This window comes from Klebsiella sp. PL-2018 (genome assembly GCF_019048985.1).
GTDB classification, from domain to species: Bacteria; Pseudomonadota; Gammaproteobacteria; order Enterobacterales; family Enterobacteriaceae; genus Klebsiella; species Klebsiella michiganensis.
The window spans coordinates 2,895,799-2,912,082 of the sequence record NZ_CP077673.1; the positions used below are offsets into that span (position 1 = coordinate 2,895,799).

Annotated in this window: 13 protein-coding genes and 1 pseudogene; 9 read left to right on the forward strand and 5 right to left on the reverse strand. The window is 54.7% G+C overall.

All coding sequences use genetic code 11. The features are described from left to right. Positions 1–165: 165 nt before the first annotated feature. Positions 166–1,125, reverse strand: coding sequence for a yersiniabactin transcriptional regulator YbtA (ybtA, locus tag MKleb_RS13445; RefSeq protein ID WP_025106339.1), 960 nt, complete (start codon positions 1,123–1,125; stop codon positions 166–168). A gap of 256 nt (positions 1,126–1,381) precedes the next feature. Here ybtA and ybtP point away from each other — a divergent pair, with 256 nt between their 5' ends. From ybtP to MKleb_RS13465, 4 genes are read left to right on the forward strand one after another with little or no spacing between them, the layout of a single operon-like run. Further along, on the forward strand, positions 1,382–3,094 hold the full coding sequence (gene ybtP / locus MKleb_RS13450; protein WP_025106340.1) for a yersiniabactin ABC transporter ATP-binding/permease protein YbtP: 1,713 nt from the start codon (positions 1,382–1,384) through the stop codon (positions 3,092–3,094). Continuing rightward, positions 3,081–4,883, forward strand: coding sequence for a yersiniabactin ABC transporter ATP-binding/permease protein YbtQ (gene ybtQ / locus MKleb_RS13455; RefSeq protein ID WP_025106341.1), 1,803 nt, complete (start codon positions 3,081–3,083; stop codon positions 4,881–4,883). Before ybtP ends, ybtQ begins: the two co-directional genes overlap by 14 nt. Continuing rightward, positions 4,876–6,156: an MFS transporter gene (ybtX, locus tag MKleb_RS13460; RefSeq protein WP_217076734.1), complete on the forward strand. Its 1,281-nt coding sequence runs from the start codon at positions 4,876–4,878 to the stop codon at positions 6,154–6,156. The genes ybtQ and ybtX overlap by 8 nt, the downstream gene beginning before the upstream one ends. A gap of 27 nt (positions 6,157–6,183) precedes the next feature. After that, positions 6,184–7,494, forward strand: a complete 1,311-nt coding sequence (locus tag MKleb_RS13465; RefSeq protein WP_217076736.1) for a salicylate synthase — start codon at positions 6,184–6,186, stop codon at positions 7,492–7,494. A 129-nt stretch (positions 7,495–7,623) separates the two neighbouring features. Here the strand turns inward: MKleb_RS13465 and MKleb_RS13470 are convergent, their stop codons facing one another. From MKleb_RS13470 to MKleb_RS13480, 3 genes and pseudogenes are all read right to left on the reverse strand, one after another. Continuing rightward, positions 7,624–8,103, reverse strand: coding sequence for an Hcp family type VI secretion system effector (locus tag MKleb_RS13470; protein WP_071998075.1), 480 nt, complete (start codon positions 8,101–8,103; stop codon positions 7,624–7,626). Positions 8,104–8,342: 239 nt separating this feature from the next. Then, the gene (locus MKleb_RS13475; protein WP_025106344.1) at positions 8,343–9,035 is read right to left on the reverse strand and encodes a hypothetical protein; all 693 of its coding nucleotides are present in this window, start codon (positions 9,033–9,035) and stop codon (positions 8,343–8,345) included. Positions 9,036–9,079: 44 nt separating this feature from the next. Then, positions 9,080–9,387, reverse strand: a pseudogene (locus MKleb_RS13480) (helix-turn-helix domain-containing protein); the annotation flags it as partial. A 401-nt stretch (positions 9,388–9,788) separates the two neighbouring features. Between MKleb_RS13480 and MKleb_RS13485 the strand changes: the two are divergent. Further along, positions 9,789–11,072, forward strand: coding sequence for an HAAAP family serine/threonine permease (locus MKleb_RS13485; protein ID WP_014229376.1), 1,284 nt, complete (start codon positions 9,789–9,791; stop codon positions 11,070–11,072). Between the two features lie 63 nt (positions 11,073–11,135). After that, positions 11,136–12,503, forward strand: coding sequence for an L-serine ammonia-lyase (locus MKleb_RS13490; protein WP_014229375.1), 1,368 nt, complete (start codon positions 11,136–11,138; stop codon positions 12,501–12,503). A gap of 73 nt (positions 12,504–12,576) precedes the next feature. On the opposite strand, the gene MKleb_RS13495 is transcribed toward MKleb_RS13490, so the two are convergent. Beyond that, positions 12,577–13,017, reverse strand: a complete 441-nt coding sequence (locus tag MKleb_RS13495) for a helix-turn-helix domain-containing protein (protein WP_009652280.1) — start codon at positions 13,015–13,017, stop codon at positions 12,577–12,579. Between the two features lie 329 nt (positions 13,018–13,346). Between MKleb_RS13495 and MKleb_RS13500 the strand changes: the two genes are divergently transcribed. From MKleb_RS13500 to MKleb_RS13510, 3 genes are all read left to right on the forward strand, one after another. Next, positions 13,347–14,204, forward strand: coding sequence for a MurR/RpiR family transcriptional regulator (locus MKleb_RS13500; protein WP_025106346.1), 858 nt, complete (start codon positions 13,347–13,349; stop codon positions 14,202–14,204). Positions 14,205–14,336: 132 nt separating this feature from the next. Next, positions 14,337–15,680: an aspartate aminotransferase family protein gene (locus MKleb_RS13505; protein ID WP_014229371.1), complete on the forward strand. Its 1,344-nt coding sequence runs from the start codon at positions 14,337–14,339 to the stop codon at positions 15,678–15,680. Next, positions 15,677–16,228 (forward strand): carboxymuconolactone decarboxylase family protein, encoded by a 552-nt coding sequence (locus tag MKleb_RS13510; RefSeq protein WP_014229370.1) that lies wholly within the window; start codon positions 15,677–15,679, stop codon positions 16,226–16,228. The genes MKleb_RS13505 and MKleb_RS13510 overlap by 4 nt, the downstream gene beginning before the upstream one ends. Positions 16,229–16,284 lie beyond the last annotated feature (56 nt).

The window sequence follows — 16,284 nt, forward strand, 5'->3', positions numbered from 1 at the left end:
GTCATACCAAAAGCATTGCTTATATGAGAATAATTATTATTAACAATTGAGCGCTACCCGAATCGGGTTTATTTGTGCCCGTTTCGGTTTACGGTCGGCAAAAAACAAGGCCCGGATGGCGAATCCGGGCCTTGTTAACGGAGGAGTTTCTGGGGTAAGCCCTGGTTAGATCAGACGTTTGAAGGTCGACGGGGTGACGCCAAACTGCTTCTGAAATGCGGCGGAGAAATGGCTGGCGTTGGCATAGCCTAGATCCGCCGCCACCGTCATAACGGAAGTATTGCCATTGGCCAGCCGTCTTCTTGCCTCCTGCATGCGTTCAGCCTGAAAAAGACCATAGACGCTGTTGTTGAACAGAACGCGAAATCCCCGCTTAATTTTAAGCACGCTTAAACCGGACTCTCTGGCGAGTTCGGTGACCCCCGGCGCCTGCGTCAAATCGGCCAGCAGCAGATCCTTTGCCCGCAGCAGTTTCTGGCGTTCCATCGGATTGAAGTGGCAGGAGGAACAGCTGGCGTCCTCGCGATGTTCATCCAGCACCAGGCTGAGCATCACCAGACTTTGTCCCTGTAGCCATAACGTCGACGGTTTTTGTTCATGACTGAAGCCGCCGTGCATCCGCATCAGCGCGTGACGCAGGGCCTGAGCCGTTAGGTGGGTTTCAGCATTACAACGCTGCTGCTGGCAACAGCAGTGGGAGTCGATCTTATTTTTAATGACCGAGCTAATATCCGGCACCCACAGCGCGAGGGCTTCAGGGCTGAAAGAGAGCGTAATGCTCTCGAACCGGCCGCAGTAGGAGGCGCTGCCGCGGCAGTCTGGCGTATGGGTAATGTAATGACGATCGCGCGCGAGTTCCCAGTCGGTGTGGCGGCTGAGCCCCTGGATCGCAAAGCGCGATGTGCCTTCCAGAATGCAAGAGAAGTTAATCCTGCCCAGGTCGTCGTGCAGCTGCAACGTCTCGGGCTGAGCAAAGTGGCCCCGCCAGAGCAAAATATCCATACCTTCCTGCAAAGAGCAGCGCAGCAGCTCACACTGGGCAGGAATAGCGCCATCGTTCGCGGGTTTTCCAACCACTAGCTGGTGAATAGAGATTGCAGATTGCGTTTGTGGTGACTCCGTCATGACCGGGTTATCTCCCTGTGGCTTAGACCAATGCGGGTATAAATAGAACCGAATGGGGTAGATGAGTAATTGATAATGGTTATTATTCACATTAATTCCCGGAACGCCACCTTGAAATAGTGTTTTTGGCGTCCATAAAAATTCATCAGGAAAATCAGCCACTCCCATGTCATCTCACTCATCCAACACTGAATCGCTGTCCCGATTTCCTCTTTGGCAGGTGATTACCCCGGTTCGCCGGAAGGTGCTCCTGGCTATGGCGCTGGCGGGGCTGGCGGCCTTCACCAGCCTGGGGGCGCTGCTTTTTCTGGCATGGTGCCTGCGCGATCTGCGCGGGGCGCCTGACATCATCCCCGTCTGGCCGCTGAGCGGCGTAGTCGGCTGCGTGATAGCGACCTTTATCCTGCGCCTGCAGGCGTTCAATACCTCTCATTATGCGGCTTTCCATCTGGAGAATATTCTGCGCAGCAGATTAGCCCGCAAGACCCTACAGCTTGCGCCGGGCGCGTTACAGCAAATGGGCAGCGGATCGGTGGCGAAAGTAATGCTGGATGATGTGAAGTCGTTACATATTTTTGTTGCTGACAGCACGCCGCTCTATGCCCGCGCCATAATCATGCCGCTGGCGACTGTTGTTCTCGTATTCTGGCTGGACTGGCGACTGGCCATCGCGACGCTGGGGGTACTGGCGTTTGGTTCGGTGGTGCTGGTACTCGCCCGTCAGCGCTCGGAAAACATGGCTCAGCGCTATCATCAGGCGCGTGAACGGGTCAGCGCCGCGGTGATTGAGTTCGTACAGGCCATGCCGGTGGTGAGGACCTTTGATAGCGGCAGTACCAGCTTTTTGCGCTATCAACATGCCCTCGAAGAGTGGGTCGATGTGCTCAAAAGCTGGTATCGGCAGGCCGGATTTTCAGCGCGCTTTTCATTCTCAATTCTGAACCCGCTGCCGACCATATTCGTTCTTATCTGGTGCGGATACGGCCTGCTGCACGCTGGCAGTCTCGATTTTATCGCCTGGGTAGCCGTTTTACTGATAGCCAGCGGAATGGCCGAAGCGGTAATGCCGATGATGATGCTTAATAACCTGGTCGCGCAAACGCGTTTAAGCGTTCAGCGTATCTATCAGGTTCTCGCGATGCCGGAACTCTCGCGCCCGCGAGCCGATCGACAGCCGAAAGAGGCGAGTATCACCTTTGAGCAGGTAAGCTTTCATTATCCGCAAGCGCGGACTGGCGCCGCGTTGCAGGAGGTGAGCTTTCATGTGCCTGTCGGGCAAATTGTGGCGCTGGTAGGGCCAAGCGGCGCCGGGAAAAGCACCGTGGCGCGGCTGCTGCTGCGTTACGCCGATCCCGACAAAGGCCATATTCGTATTGGCGGCGTGGATCTGCGCGATATGCGGATAGAGACCCTGATGAAGCAAATCTCGTTTGTGTTTCAGGACAACTTTCTTTTTGCCGACACGATCGCCAATAACATCCGTCTGGGCGCGCCGGATACGCCGCTGGAATCGGTGATAGCGGCGGCCAGAGTGGCGCAGGCGCATGAGTTTATAAGCGCGTTGCCGGAGGGTTACAGCACGCGGGTCGGGGAACGAGGGGTATTTCTCTCCGGCGGGCAGCGGCAGCGCATCACCATCGCCCGGGCGCTTTTGCAGGATCGTCCCATTCTGGTGCTTGATGAAGCGACGGCGTTTGCCGATCCGGAAGGTGAAGCGGCGCTTATCAAAGCCCTCGCGGCGGCCATGCGCGGCCGGACGGTCATCATGGTCGCGCATCGTCTCTCCATGGTGACTCAGGCCGATGTGATATTGCTGTTTTCCGACGGTCAGCTCCGGGAAAGCGGGAGCCACGGGCAGCTGTTGGCGCAGGGTGGCCTGTATCAACGGCTATGGCAACGCTATCAGCAGGCGCAGCAGTGGGCGCCGGGTGGAACGCAGGAAGAGGCGGTGCAAAATGAAAGACACTAACCCGGCGGATAATCTGGCCTGGCGCGCGATCTGGCGCCAGCTTATCTCCAGCGTGGGCAGTCAGGCGGGAACGCTGCGGCGCAGTCTGGTTGCTCTGCTGCTGGCGGCATTGATGCAGGGGATCGCCTTCGCCTGTCTCTATCCGATCGTTGATGCGCTGCTACGGAATGAAGCATCGCGGCTTCTTCACTGGGCTTTGGCCTTCAGCATTGCGGCGTTGCTGACGCTGGCGCTCCGCTGGTATGGGCTGGGCTTTGAATACCGCGGGCATCTGGCGCAGGCCACCCATGAGCTGCGTCTGCGCCTGGGCGAACAATTACGCCGCGTGCCGCTGGAGAGGCTCCAGCGCGGCAGAGCGGGCGAAACGAACGCCTTGTTGCTGGGCTCCGTGGATGAAAACCTCAATTATGTGATTGCGATAGCCAATATTTTACTGCTGACCATCGTCACGCCGCTGACGGCGTCGCTGGCGACATTGTGGATCGACTGGCGGCTGGGGCTGGTGATGCTGCTGATCTTCCCCTTGCTGGCGCCGTTTTATTACTGGCGCCGCCCGGCGATGCGGCGACAAATGCAGACCCTGGGCGAAGCGCACCAGCGGCTGAGCGGGGATATTGTTGAATTTGCGCAGGGGATGATGGTATTGCGTGCCTGCGGTAGCGATGCCGATAAAAGCCGGGCGCTGCGGGATCATTTTGATGCTCTGGAAAACTTACAGACCCGCACTCACCGCCAGAGCGCGGGCGCGACGATGCTGATCGCCGGCGTTGTGGAGCTGGGACTACAGGTGGTGGTGTTGTGCGGAATTATCTGGGTGGTCACGGGCACATTGAACCTCGCCTTTCTGATTGCCGCCGCCGCGATGATTATGCGTTTTGCTGAACCGATGGCCATGTTTATCAGCTACACCTCGGTGGTGGAACTGATTGCCAGCGCCTTACAGCGTATTGAGCAATTTATGGCGATCGCGCCGCTTCCCGTTGCCGAACGCGGGGAGATGCCGGAATGTTACGATATCCGCTTTGACAATATTCAATACCGCTATGACGACAGCGGCGATCCCGCGCTCAATGACCTCTCTTTGACCTTTCCGGCGGCCAGTATGAGCGCGCTGGTGGGCGCTTCCGGCGCAGGTAAAACCACGGTCAGCAAACTGTTAATGCGCTATGCCGATCCCCAGCAAGGGCGGATTTCTATCGGCGGCGTCGATATTCGTCGCCTGACGGCGGAGCAGCTCAACAGCCTGATTTCCGTCGTTTTCCAGGATGTCTGGCTGTTTGATGACACATTGCTGGCGAACATCCTGATTGCGCGCCCGCAGGCGACCCAGCAGGAAGTGGAAGAGGCCGCCCGCGCGGCGCAGTGTCTTGAATTCATTACCCGCCTTCCTCAAGGCTGGCTGACGCCAATGGGCGAGATGGGCGGACAGCTATCGGGCGGCGAGCGCCAGCGGATTTCCATTGCCAGGGCCTTATTGAAAGATGCGCCAATCGTCATTCTTGATGAGCCGACCGCCGCGCTGGATATCGATAGCGAGCTGGCGGTACAGAAAGCTATCGATAATCTGGTTCACAACCGGACGGTGATTATTATCGCCCATCGCCTGTCTACCATCGTCGGGGCCGGAAACATCCTGGTGATGGAGGAGGGAAAAGTGGTTGAACAGGGCACCCATGGGCAGCTGCTCTCTCTTCATGGGCGTTACCAGGCGCTGTGGCACGCGCAAATGGCCGCCCGCGCCTGGCGCGCCGAAGGGGGTTCCACGTCAGAGGAGGTGGCGCATGAGTGACGTTCCGTCGAATGTGAAACCGCTGACGTTAACCACCGGGCGGGTGATTTTCGCCATTGCCGGCATCTATGTGACACAGAGTCTGGTATCGGCGCTCTCGATGCAGTCCTTGCCCGCGCTGGTGCGCGCTGCTGGGGGATCGCTTGCGCTTGCCGGGGCGACAACGCTGTTTATGCTGCCCTGGGCGCTGAAGTTTATTTGGGCGCCGTGGGTCGAGCGCTGGCGGCTACCTCCTGGCAGCCCGCAGCGCCGTTCCCACATGCTGATCCTGCGCGGGCAGGCTGCGCTCGCGGCGATCCTGGCTATTGCCGCCGCGATTGGCGGGACAGGGCGAGAAGGCGGATTGCCCGAAACGCTAGTCGTCGCGCTATTTGCGCTGTTTATGGTGGCGGGTACAGTCGCCTCCACTATTGATATCGCCAGCGACGGTTTTTGCGTCGATCAGCTGACCCGCGCAGGGTACGGTTGGGGAAACAGCGTGCAGGTCGGCGGCAGCTATCTGGGAATGATGTGCGGCGGCGGGGTGTTTCTGATGTTGTCGGCGACCGTCGGCTGGCCTGCGGCCATGCTGATGATGGCGGCGCTGATCCTGGTCTTATCCGTACCCCTGTGGCGCATTGCCGAACCAACGCGCGCAGCATCTGTTCCGCATGTTCCGGCATTGGGTTATGCGCTTAGAAGGCGACAGGCTCGTCTGGGCTTAATGCTGGTATTGATGCTGAATTCCGGCATGCGGTTTGTGCTGCCTCTTCTGGCGCCGCTGCTGTTGGATCATGGTCTGAGCATGTCAGCGCTCGGCGCGCTGTTCAGCGGCGGTAATATTGCGGCGGGCATAGCCGGAACGCTGGCGGGTGGATTGCTGATGAAATGCCTCTCACCCGGCAGAGCGCTGTTTGCGGCTTATGGCGTGCAGGGCATCGCGCTGCTGGCGGTAGTGATGACGCTGCTGATAGCGCCGGGTCCTCTACTGCTGCCGATTCTCCAGGGGTTGATCGTTGTTCAATCTGTTTCGCTGGCCTGCGCGTTGGTCTGTCTTTACGCCACGCTGATGGCGCTTTCTTCGCCTTTGCAGGCCGGTGTCGATTTTACGCTCTTTCAATGTACTGACGCCGCCATCGCCATTCTGGCCGGCGTAGTCGGCGGCGTTGTCGCGCAGCGCTTTGGCTATGCGGCCTGCTTCCTGTTTGCCGGCGTATTCACGTTGCTGGCGGCGTGGATTGTTTCTATCCGACTGCGTTCGGCAAAAGAACTGATGACAAGCTCAATTGATTGATCCGGGAATAACACAGAGAGGTAAGGGATGAAAATCAGTGAATTTTTACACCTGGCGTTACCAGAGGAGCAATGGCTACCGATGATTTCTGGCGTCTTACGTCAGTTCGGAGATGAAGAGTGCTATGTCTATGAGCGCCAACCTTGCTGGTACATAGGTAAAGGATGCCAGGCGCAACTGCAGATTAATGCCGACGGCACCCAGGCGACATTCATTGATGATGCCGGAGAACAAATGTGGGCGGTAGATTCGATTACCGACTGCGCGCGTCGTTTTATGACGCATCCGCGGGTGAGAGGATGCCGGGTATATGGCCAGGTTGGGTTCAACTTTGCGGCCCATGCGCGGGGTATGGCCTTTGATGCCGGCGAGTGGCCGCTGCTAACGTTAACCGCTCCCCGTGAAGAACTTATTTTTGAGAAGGGAAATGTTACCGTTTACGCGGACTCCGCCGACGGATGCCGCCGTCTGTGCGAGTGGGTAAAAGAGGTCGATACGGAGACACCATGCGGGCCAATGGTTGTGGATACCGCCCTGGACGGTGAAGCGTATAAACAGCAGGTTGCGCGCGCCGTTTCGGCGATCCGCCGCGGCGATTACGTTAAAGTCATCGTCTCACGCGCGATTCCTCTGCCAGCGCGAATTGATATGCCCGCTACGCTGCTATATGGACGACAGGCCAACACGCCCACCCGTACGTTTATGTTTCGCCAGCAAGGACGCGAGGCGCTGGGTTTTAGTCCGGAACTGGTGATGTCGGTGACGGGAAAGAAAGTGGTCACTGAACCGCTGGCGGGCACCCGCGATCGCATGGGCGATACGGCGCATAATCAGGCAAATGAGAGGGAGCTGCTGCACGACGGTAAAGAGGTGCTTGAGCATATCCTCTCGGTCAAAGAAGCCATTGCCGAACTGGAGGCGGTTTGCCAGCCCGGCAGCGTGGTGGTCGAGGATTTGATGTCGGTTCGCCAGCGCGGCAGCGTCCAGCATCTGGGGTCTGGCGTCAGCGGCCAGCTCGCGGAAGATAAGGATGCCTGGGATGCGTTTACCGTGCTGTTTCCGTCAATTACCGCGTCAGGTATCCCTAAAAAAGCGGCCCTCAACGCGATCATGCAAATTGAAAAAACGCCGCGGGAGCTCTATTCAGGCGCAATCCTGCTGCTGGAAGATACGCGCTTCGATGCGGCGTTAGTACTGCGTTCCGTGTTTCAGGATAGCCAGCGCTGCTGGATACAGGCGGGGGCGGGTATCATCGCGCAATCTACGCCGGAACGCGAACTGACGGAAACCCGGGAGAAATTAGCGAGCATTGCGCCCTATTTAAAGGTGCCCGCGTGACGGTTATCGACCCAGTTTAAGGTTAAAAGTGCCAGCAGGCTGGCACTCTCTTTTGCCGGGTTCAGGCGCTTATTGTGCGTCGGCCAGCGCCAGCATCCATGGGCTGCACGGAGGTCAGAAACTTCGTCATTAGGCACAACAACGATCGTTCCATGAATCACGATAAATAATATTACCCTCCGTATACTTCCAGGTAATCGCCTCATAACGCAATTCGAGTGTTTCCAGATGTGTGCTACTCATGCCATTAGGGGCAAGGTATGGGGAAACCGTCGTTATTTTGACGTTTTCCAGGATGATATTGAAATATTCTGACTCAATGCCCGATTCCAGTATTCGGTACATCTTGATTGTTGCTTTTTTCAGTGTTCGGCCTTCACATACGGCGCGATACAGAACAGGTGTCGTTTGGTCAAATTCTTTCACTATCGTGATCGGGCTATGAACGCGCGTTCCAGTAAGTTTGCCCCAACTGGGGTCTACTGGAATGGTTACACCATGCGAAAATGATTTTAATTCGATAGAACCTAAACGCAGGGGCATTAAACAACTGCCAACAATCGGCGATCCGTTTTCATCTTCAAGCCATAAATGAGCGGGAGTAGACATATAATTTCCTTATCAGTGATGATTTAAATAACAGTGATATTCACCCTGTCACCATTTACAATAACGCGTAAAAACAACAATCATAATCATGGCAAATACGCCTATAGGCCAAACAGGGCTCTCAGGAAAAAAATACCCCTGAAGCAGCGCAAAAATAATCGTGAGGATCACAGGTCCGTACAACGATGATAAAAACCTGAGTTGCCACAGTAGAAATTTCTTTAGTGATTGAATCATGATTATCTAATCATCCGGGTGATAATATTTGCTATGCCAGAATCAGACACCCATTGCGCTTCAAAGGCACCTGCGCGCTCGAATAGGGGCTCAATCAAAAAATACATCATATCTAGTTGTTGCATGTAAAGTGCTGAATAATAGGCTGGGTATTGGACGTGTAAACGATGGGCGCTATCCGCCGCTTTCTGAACCAAACCATATGTAGCCAAAACCCCCGCAACCGTACCCGCAGCGCGTCCCGTAAGGGCACTGAGTTGCATACTTAGATTCAATCCAATACGAATGCTGGTAGCGACCGCTAAAGCGTACCCTGCACCTGTAAGGGTGCTGGCAGCGATATGGACATTCACGGCCATAAGCGCTTTTTTAATATGCTCTAATTGAGCATTAGTTTTGTATTTGAATATTTCCTCAAAGTAGACCCGAAGCATTTCAAAGACAACGTCACCATGCTGGATAATGCGTATAACAGCATTCCTGAAGCGCAAATCTTCTGTCTTTTGCTGCTGGCAAACATCGTTGTATTCATCGGTGAAACAGGACGTGTAATACAGCAGGCGGGTTGCCCCCTTCCCTAATGCATCAACCTGGTTTCTGACCTTTTCGCCGACAGCAGAAACAGCATGATCGAGCTTCAGCGCAAGAATCTTGTTGGCTTGTAGATAACTGATGACTTCATTGTTGTTGTACATAATCGCTCCTTGCTGATTTTTATTAAATCCTGTTTTCCATTATTTCCCCGGGAAAGCGTCCGATAGACCGTGGGGCGGGAGACGGAGAATAATTCAGCCAGATCGCTGATAGAGCGTTCACCGCTTCCGTGCATCCTGCAAAGCTCTTTCTGCTGTTTATCTAACAGCGTCGACTGCTTCCCCCGCAGTTTTCCTTGCCCCGGGCAATAGCCATCTCTTCGCGCGTGCGAAGACGTATCAAGTCTCCTTCGAATTCGACAAACGTTGCCAGCACGTTAAAGAACATCTTAACCATCGAATCCGCAGGGTCGTAGAGGCTGTTGCCCAAAGCAAGCTTTACGCCACGGGCCTTTCTTGTCCGTCATTTTATGGCCTGAGTAAAGAGCACTACAAGGGCTTTTAGCGAAAATTGAGGGGGAGGGTGTCTATTTCCTTGCCCCTGATTTTTTGCGTTTTATTAATCGTATGACAAATAGTGGTTGTTATCTCTGCACGTGAATTATATAAATATCCAGCACGTTAAGTACACCCATATAAATAATAACGTATTAAAAATGATACTTTAAAAAATAATAAGATTTCAGTACTAATTTTGATGCGTTAAAAGGTGCCACTATAAATCAGGTTATGTGATCGCTGTTAGTGAATCAGCATAGTTGCATTTTATAAAATAGCCAAACAAACACAGCGTTTTTATTACCTGAATCAGAGTCAAATTAATTTGACCCTACTCTATATTACTGAGGCCATATTATGGAAACCGTTCAAAATACCCTCGTTGCTCGCGAGAGCAGCGGCTGGAGAAAAAGTGATACCGTGTGGATGCTGGGCCTGTACGGTACCGCAATTGGTGCAGGGGTGCTTTTCCTGCCAATTAACGCCGGGGTCGGCGGTTTAATTCCGTTAATCATCATGGCCATTCTTGCCTTCCCGATGACCTTTTTTGCCCACCGTGGTTTAACCCGTTTTGTCCTGTCGGGCAAAAATCCGGGAGAAGATATTACCGAAGTGGTGGAAGAACATTTCGGCACCGGTGCAGGTAAGCTTATCACGCTGCTTTATTTCTTCGCTATTTATCCGATTCTGCTGGTTTATAGCGTTGCTATTACCAACACCGTCGATAGCTTTATTACTCACCAGCTTGGTCTGGTGTCTCCGCCGCGCGCTATTTTGTCGCTGATTTTAATTGTCGGCATGATGGGGATTGTCCGTTTTGGCGAAAAAATGATTGTTAAGGCCATGAGCGTGCTGGTGTTTCCGTTCGTGTTCGCGTTGATGATATTGGCGCTGTATTTGATCCCGCAATGGAACGGCGCGGTACTGGATACGTTGTCGCTGAGCAGCGCTTCGGCAACGGGAAATGGTCTGTGGATGACCCTGTGGCTGGCCATCCCGGTCATGGTCTTCTCCTTCAACCATTCGCCGATTATCTCCTCATTTGCGGTGGCTAAACGTGAAGAATATGGCCAGGACGCCGAGCGCAAATGCTCCCGTATTCTGGGCTTCGCCCACATCATGATGGTGCTGACGGTGATGTTCTTTGTGTTCAGCTGCGTACTGAGCCTCTCCCCGGAAAACCTGGCGGAAGCGAAAGCGCAGAACATCTCCATCCTCTCATATCTGGCGAACCACTTTAACGCGCCGGTGATAGCCTGGATGGCGCCGATCATCGCGATGATTGCGATTACTAAATCCTTCCTCGGCCACTACCTCGGCGCGCGTGAAGGCTTCAACGGCATGGTGATTAAGTCACTGCGCGGAAAAGGGAAATCGATCGAAATCAACAAACTGAACAAGATCACCGCGCTGTTCATGCTGGTGACCACCTGGATTGTTGCCACCCTGAACCCCAGCATCCTGGGGATGATTGAAACGCTGGGCGGCCCGGTCATCGCGATGATTCTGTTCCTGATGCCAATGTATGCCATCAACAAAGTACCGGCCATGCGCAAGTACAGCGGCCACATCAGTAACGCGTTTGTGGTGGTAATGGGACTGATTGCCATCTCCGCTATTTTCTTCTCTCTGTTCAGCTAAGTTTTCAGCGCCGCCTGTCACCGGCGGCGCATCCGTTTTGCTATGTAACCGCGTGGGTGCCATATGATTAGCGTTTTCGATATTTTCAAAATCAGCATCGGGCCGTCCAGCTCACATACCGTTGGGCCGATGAAAGCGGGAAAACAGTTTGTTGATACCCTGCAGGAAAAAGGCCTGCTGCATAAAGTGACTCGGCTGGTGGTGGATGTGTATGGTTCCCTCTCATTGACGGGTAAAGGTCACCATACCGATATCGCCATTATTCTTGGTCTGTCAGGGTATCTACCGGATACCGTTGATATCGACGCCATTCCGGGCATTATTCGCGATGTCAACACCATGCATCGTCTGTTTATTGAAGAAGGCCAGCGCGAGATACAGTTCCCGGTGGCGGAATGCATGCGCTTTCACAATGAGTTTCTGCCGCTGCACGAAAACGGGATGAGCATTACGGCGTTTTGCGATGGCAAAATCGTCCACTTCCAGACTTACTATTCCATCGGCGGCGGTTTTATCGTCACGGAGGAAAACTTTGGTAAGAACCTGGAGGCGGAGGTTGATATTCCGTTCCCGTTCTATTCTGCCCGCAACCTGCTGGCGCACTGCCAGAACAACTGCCTGTCGATTTCCGCCGTGATGATGAAAAACGAGATCGCCCGCCACGGCCGGGAGAACGTTGAGCAAAATATGGCGAAAATCTGGGAGACCATGAGAAACGCCATTAACCGGGGGATGAATACGGAAGGTATTTTACCGGGGCCGCTGAAAGTGCCGCGCCGGGCTTCTGCGCTGCACCGCGTGCTGGCGCCGCAGAGCCAGTCGATTACGCCACTGAGCGCGATGGATTGGGTCAATATGTTCGCCATGGCGGTGGGGGAAGAGAACGCGTCGGGCGGGCGAGTGGTAACCGCGCCGACCAACGGCGCCTGCGGCATTGTTCCGGCGGTACTGGCCTATTACGATCGTTTTATCAAAGAGGTGACGCCGGAAATCTATATGCGCTATTTCCTGACGGCGGGCGCGATAGGCATTCTGTACAAGATGAATGCCTCCATTTCCGGGGCAGAAGTCGGTTGCCAGGGCGAAGTGGGCGTGGCCTGCTCGATGGCGTCTGCCGGACTGGCCGAGCTGCTGGGTGGCAGTCCGGAGAAGGTGTGCATCGCCGCGGAGATCGGCATGGAGCATAACCTCGGCCTGACCTGCGATCCGGTGGCCGGCCAGGTGCAGGTGCCGTGCATCGAGCGTAACGCGATTGCGGCAGTGAAGGCGATAAACTCGGCCAGTATGGCGATGTACCGTACCAGCGATCCAAAAGTCTCCCTGGATAAAGTTATCGAAACGATGTTTGAGACGGGCAAAGATATGAACGCCAAGTACCGTGAAACCGCCCGGGGCGGTCTGGCGATTAAAGTCGCGGTGTGTGAATCCTGAGTCCCCTAAAAACCGCCTGCCTGAGCCGCAGGCGGTTTTCTCTTCCCTGATCTTTAAAATCATCTGAAGCCTGTTAGCTTTTTTTCTCTCCGTCGGACGGCGTAAAAGACCACACCACGCTGTTAGAAGCCGATGAGGTGTACCATTCGTTAATCGTGGCATCAGCCTCGTTGGTCTGGGCAGCGGCGGGCAATTTCTCTTTTGGCTGATGCGTTTTTTTCCGAATACGGATACGGGAAGGGGGTCCGGCATTGAGCTGCGCCTTAAATGTACGCATGTGCGAGTCAAATAAAATCGACTCCAGCTGATGCAGCCGATCGAGACCGCGCAAAATACCAATCAGCGTACTGAGGGTAACGGATTCGCCTAATTCAACGCGTTTAATGGTTGCCGCGCCGACCTGAGCGCGTTCGGCCAGCTCAATCTGTGACAGGCCCAGCTGTATACGCGTTTCTTTAATTCTTCGGCACAGTTCAGAAATAATTTCACTGTCGGGCATGGTACTGAAACGCATCTTAATTCCTCTACTGCGTAATAAAACCTGACCAATTATTTAGCAAGCCAATTTATAAATAAAGCGAATAATTTCTCTTTTGCGATAGCGGCGACAATGTTTTTTGCCAATGCCATCAAAGAGTTGGGTATAGGGTCATTCCTGAAAATCCCGCGGTTTCAGGCGCCGAATAAAGAGGCTTCGGATCATTCGCCTGGGGCGATACTCCGTGGCGCAGGGATGAGCCTCCGTCTCTGCCATAATGCAATTACGGCGAATTATGGTTATATATATCCCTTTCTGCGGCCCGGTTTCGCCGCAGCCACTCTTACGGATGATAACGATACGCCATGAATCTTCGTGAAAATATTGTGAGCCAATTCAGCCTGCTGTCGCCCGAACTCCAGCGCGCGGCGGAATTTTCCCTGCAAAATGCCAACCAACTGGTGGTGCAATCAATGCGCGCTTTCGCCGCGGAAGCCGGCGTTAAGCCTGCCACGCTGCTACGCCTGGCGCAGCGTCTGGGCTATAACGGTTGGCGGGAGCTGAAAAGCGCATTTATCGACGATCTCGGCTTAGGAAATGATACATATGTATCTAAGGCTGAAAAATTGATCGCCAAAGGGACGCAGCCCGCGCTGTACGAAGAGGTGTTCCTCGCGCATCAGGCCAATCTGGCATTCACTCAGGCAGAGAATCAACACGCTATGCAGCAAGCGGTGACGTTGCTGGATGAAGCGAAGCAGGTCTATATTTGCGGCTTCCGCGCCAGCTTTCCTATCGCCTGGTCGTTGTTTTATGTCTATCGATTGTTCAATCGCCAGGTGTCGCTGATTGACGGGCTGGCCAGTAATATCGAAGTCTTCACCCGTGAGATCAACGCGGAAGACTGCCTGCTATTGACCAGCTTTTCTCCCTATTCCCGCGAATCTCTCGACGTTCTCAATGCTGCCAGGCAGGCCGGGGCACGGATTATCGCCATCACCGACTCTCCGGTTTCGCCGCTGGCGCAAGCGGCGGACTGCACGTTGCTTTTCTCCCTCAGCAGCCCCTCTTTTTTCCCTTCGATAGTGTCCGGTATGGGCGTCGCCGAGTGTTTGCTGGCGATGCTGGTTGCCCGCCACGGTAGGGAGGCGGTGAATAAAATTGAGAGCGCAGAACGTTATCTGCAACGCTCCGGGGCGTATGTGATGCCCGATAAGTCCTGATAAATGATTCATTTGCTTTTATCATAAGAAAATTAAATACATTTGAATCATTATTGAATTGACGAGATTCAAATGGATCCTGCAAGATGCTTTCAACTTACGCGAAAGCGATTTCTTAAGCAGGATAAAAGCATGAGTCAAATCATTCACCGCAGCCTCCGTACCACCCCGGCAGTGGCAGTCAGTGCCCAGGGCGCTTACATCACCGATGCCAGTGGTCAACGCTATCTGGACGCCTGCGGCGGGGCGGCGGTTTCTTGTCTGGGTCACGCCCATCCGGATGTGCTGGCGGCGATGCACCGGCAGATCGATCGGTTGGCCTATGCCCACACCAGTTTTTTCACCAGCGATACGGTGGAACAACTGGCAGAGCAGCTTGTCCGCACCGCGCCCGGTTCCCTGAACTATGCCTATTTCGTCTCCGGCGGATCGGAAGCGGTTGAAACGGCGCTGAAGCTGGCGCGCCAGTATTTTGTGGAGATAGGGCAGCCGGATCGCACGCTATTTATTGCCCGTAAACAAAGCTACCACGGCAATACGCTGGGTGCGCTGGCCGTTGGCGGTAACGAGTGGCGCCGCCGCCAGTTCGCGCCGCTGCTGATGGATGTGGTGCGCGTGTCGGCCTGTAATGAGTATCGTGACCGTGAGGCGGGTGAAAGCCAGCAGCAATATACCGAGCGCTTACTTGGCGAACTCGAAGCGGCAATTCTGGACGCCGGGCCGGAAAAAATTATCGGTTTTATCGCCGAAACGGTGGTTGGCGCAACCACTGGCGCAATGCCGCCTACGCCGGGTTATCTGCAAGGCGTTCGTCGGCTGTGTGATAAATACGGCATTCTGTATATCGCCGATGAGGTGATGTGCGGCATGGGCCGTACCGGCACGTTGCACGCCTTTGAACAGGATGGCGTTGTCCCTGACATCGTGACCATCGCAAAAGGTTTAGGCGGGGGTTATCAGCCCATTGGCGCAGTGCTGGCCAGTGAGCAAATCGTCGCCGCGCTGCAAGCCGGTAGCGGAATGTTCCAGCATGGTCACACCTACATCTGCCACCCGACAGCCGCAGCGGCTGCGCTGGCCGTGCAGCAGGTTATCGAGCGAGATCGTTTGCTCGAGCAGGTGCAGCAGCAGGGCGCGTATTTGCAGCAGGCGCTGCATGATGTGCTCGGCGGATTACCGTATGTCGGTGATACGCGCGGTCGCGGTTTGTTCGCCGGCGTGGAGCTGGTATGCGATAAAGAGCGCAAAACGGCATTCGATCCGCTGCTGAAGCTGCATGCGGCTATCAAAGCGCAGTGCATGGCGCACGGGCTGCTGGTCTATCCGATGGGCGGAACCATTGATGGCCAGCGGGGCGATCATATTCTGATTGCGCCGCCGTTTATTGTCAGCCGGTCAGAACTCGATTTCGTGGTGGATACACTGCACAAGGTCATCAGCGAAGAGACGCATAAACTGATGAGACGTCAGCCATGAACCGTTTACCTGCGCTGTCAGAACAGCAGTGGAGCGATGAACAACGCCAGCTTGCGGAGGAGATTATCAACGGGCCGCGCGGCGCGCTGCTGCCGCCGTTTGAACCGTTGTTGCGCAGCCCGGAACTGATGGCCCATGCGCAGCGAATGGGGGAGTATCTGCGCTACCGTAGCGCGCTGGGGCAGCGGTTGTCGGAACTGGCCATCCTGCTGACCGCGCGTCACTGGTCGCAGCCGGTTGAATGGGCTATTCATGCGCCAATAGCCAGGGAAAAAGGGATCCCGGCGCAGGCGGTGCAGGCAATCAATGAACGGCGTCAACCAGAGACGCTGGCGGCTGATGAATGGGTGGTTTACCATTTTTGCCAGCAGCTGCATCAGCATAAAAAAGTCAGCGATGATATCTGGCAACAGGCAATCGATCTCTGGGGGGAAAAGGGCGTTGTCGATCTGATTGGCATCAACGGTTATTACAGCTTTCTTTCAATGATTATGAACGGCGCGCAGACGCCAGTACCCGACACCAGGGATTTTATTCTTCCCGCATAAATAATTCGCACGCCTTCATTTTTATATCGCGTGCGAATGTAGGGATACTGTTTTTA

What these genes read in the sequence shown, in the direction of transcription:
- ybtA (WP_025106339.1), bottom strand. Translation starts at nt 1,125, where the DNA reads ATGACGGAGTCACCACAAACGCAATCTGCAATCTCTATTCACCAGCTA.
- ybtP (WP_025106340.1), top strand. Translation starts at nt 1,382, where the DNA reads ATGGCGCTGGCGGGGCTGGCGGCCTTCACCAGCCTGGGGGCGCTGCTT.
- ybtQ (WP_025106341.1), top strand. Translation starts at nt 3,081, where the DNA reads ATGAAAGACACTAACCCGGCGGATAATCTGGCCTGGCGCGCGATCTGG.
- ybtX (WP_217076734.1), top strand. Translation starts at nt 4,876, where the DNA reads ATGAGTGACGTTCCGTCGAATGTGAAACCGCTGACGTTAACCACCGGG.
- MKleb_RS13465 (WP_217076736.1), top strand. Translation starts at nt 6,184, where the DNA reads ATGAAAATCAGTGAATTTTTACACCTGGCGTTACCAGAGGAGCAATGG.
- MKleb_RS13470 (WP_071998075.1), bottom strand. Translation starts at nt 8,103, where the DNA reads ATGTCTACTCCCGCTCATTTATGGCTTGAAGATGAAAACGGATCGCCG.
- MKleb_RS13475 (WP_025106344.1), bottom strand. Translation starts at nt 9,035, where the DNA reads ATGTACAACAACAATGAAGTCATCAGTTATCTACAAGCCAACAAGATT.
- MKleb_RS13485 (WP_014229376.1), top strand. Translation starts at nt 9,789, where the DNA reads ATGGAAACCGTTCAAAATACCCTCGTTGCTCGCGAGAGCAGCGGCTGG.
- MKleb_RS13490 (WP_014229375.1), top strand. Translation starts at nt 11,136, where the DNA reads ATGATTAGCGTTTTCGATATTTTCAAAATCAGCATCGGGCCGTCCAGC.
- MKleb_RS13495 (WP_009652280.1), bottom strand. Translation starts at nt 13,017, where the DNA reads ATGCGTTTCAGTACCATGCCCGACAGTGAAATTATTTCTGAACTGTGC.
- MKleb_RS13500 (WP_025106346.1), top strand. Translation starts at nt 13,347, where the DNA reads ATGAATCTTCGTGAAAATATTGTGAGCCAATTCAGCCTGCTGTCGCCC.
- MKleb_RS13505 (WP_014229371.1), top strand. Translation starts at nt 14,337, where the DNA reads ATGAGTCAAATCATTCACCGCAGCCTCCGTACCACCCCGGCAGTGGCA.
- MKleb_RS13510 (WP_014229370.1), top strand. Translation starts at nt 15,677, where the DNA reads ATGAACCGTTTACCTGCGCTGTCAGAACAGCAGTGGAGCGATGAACAA.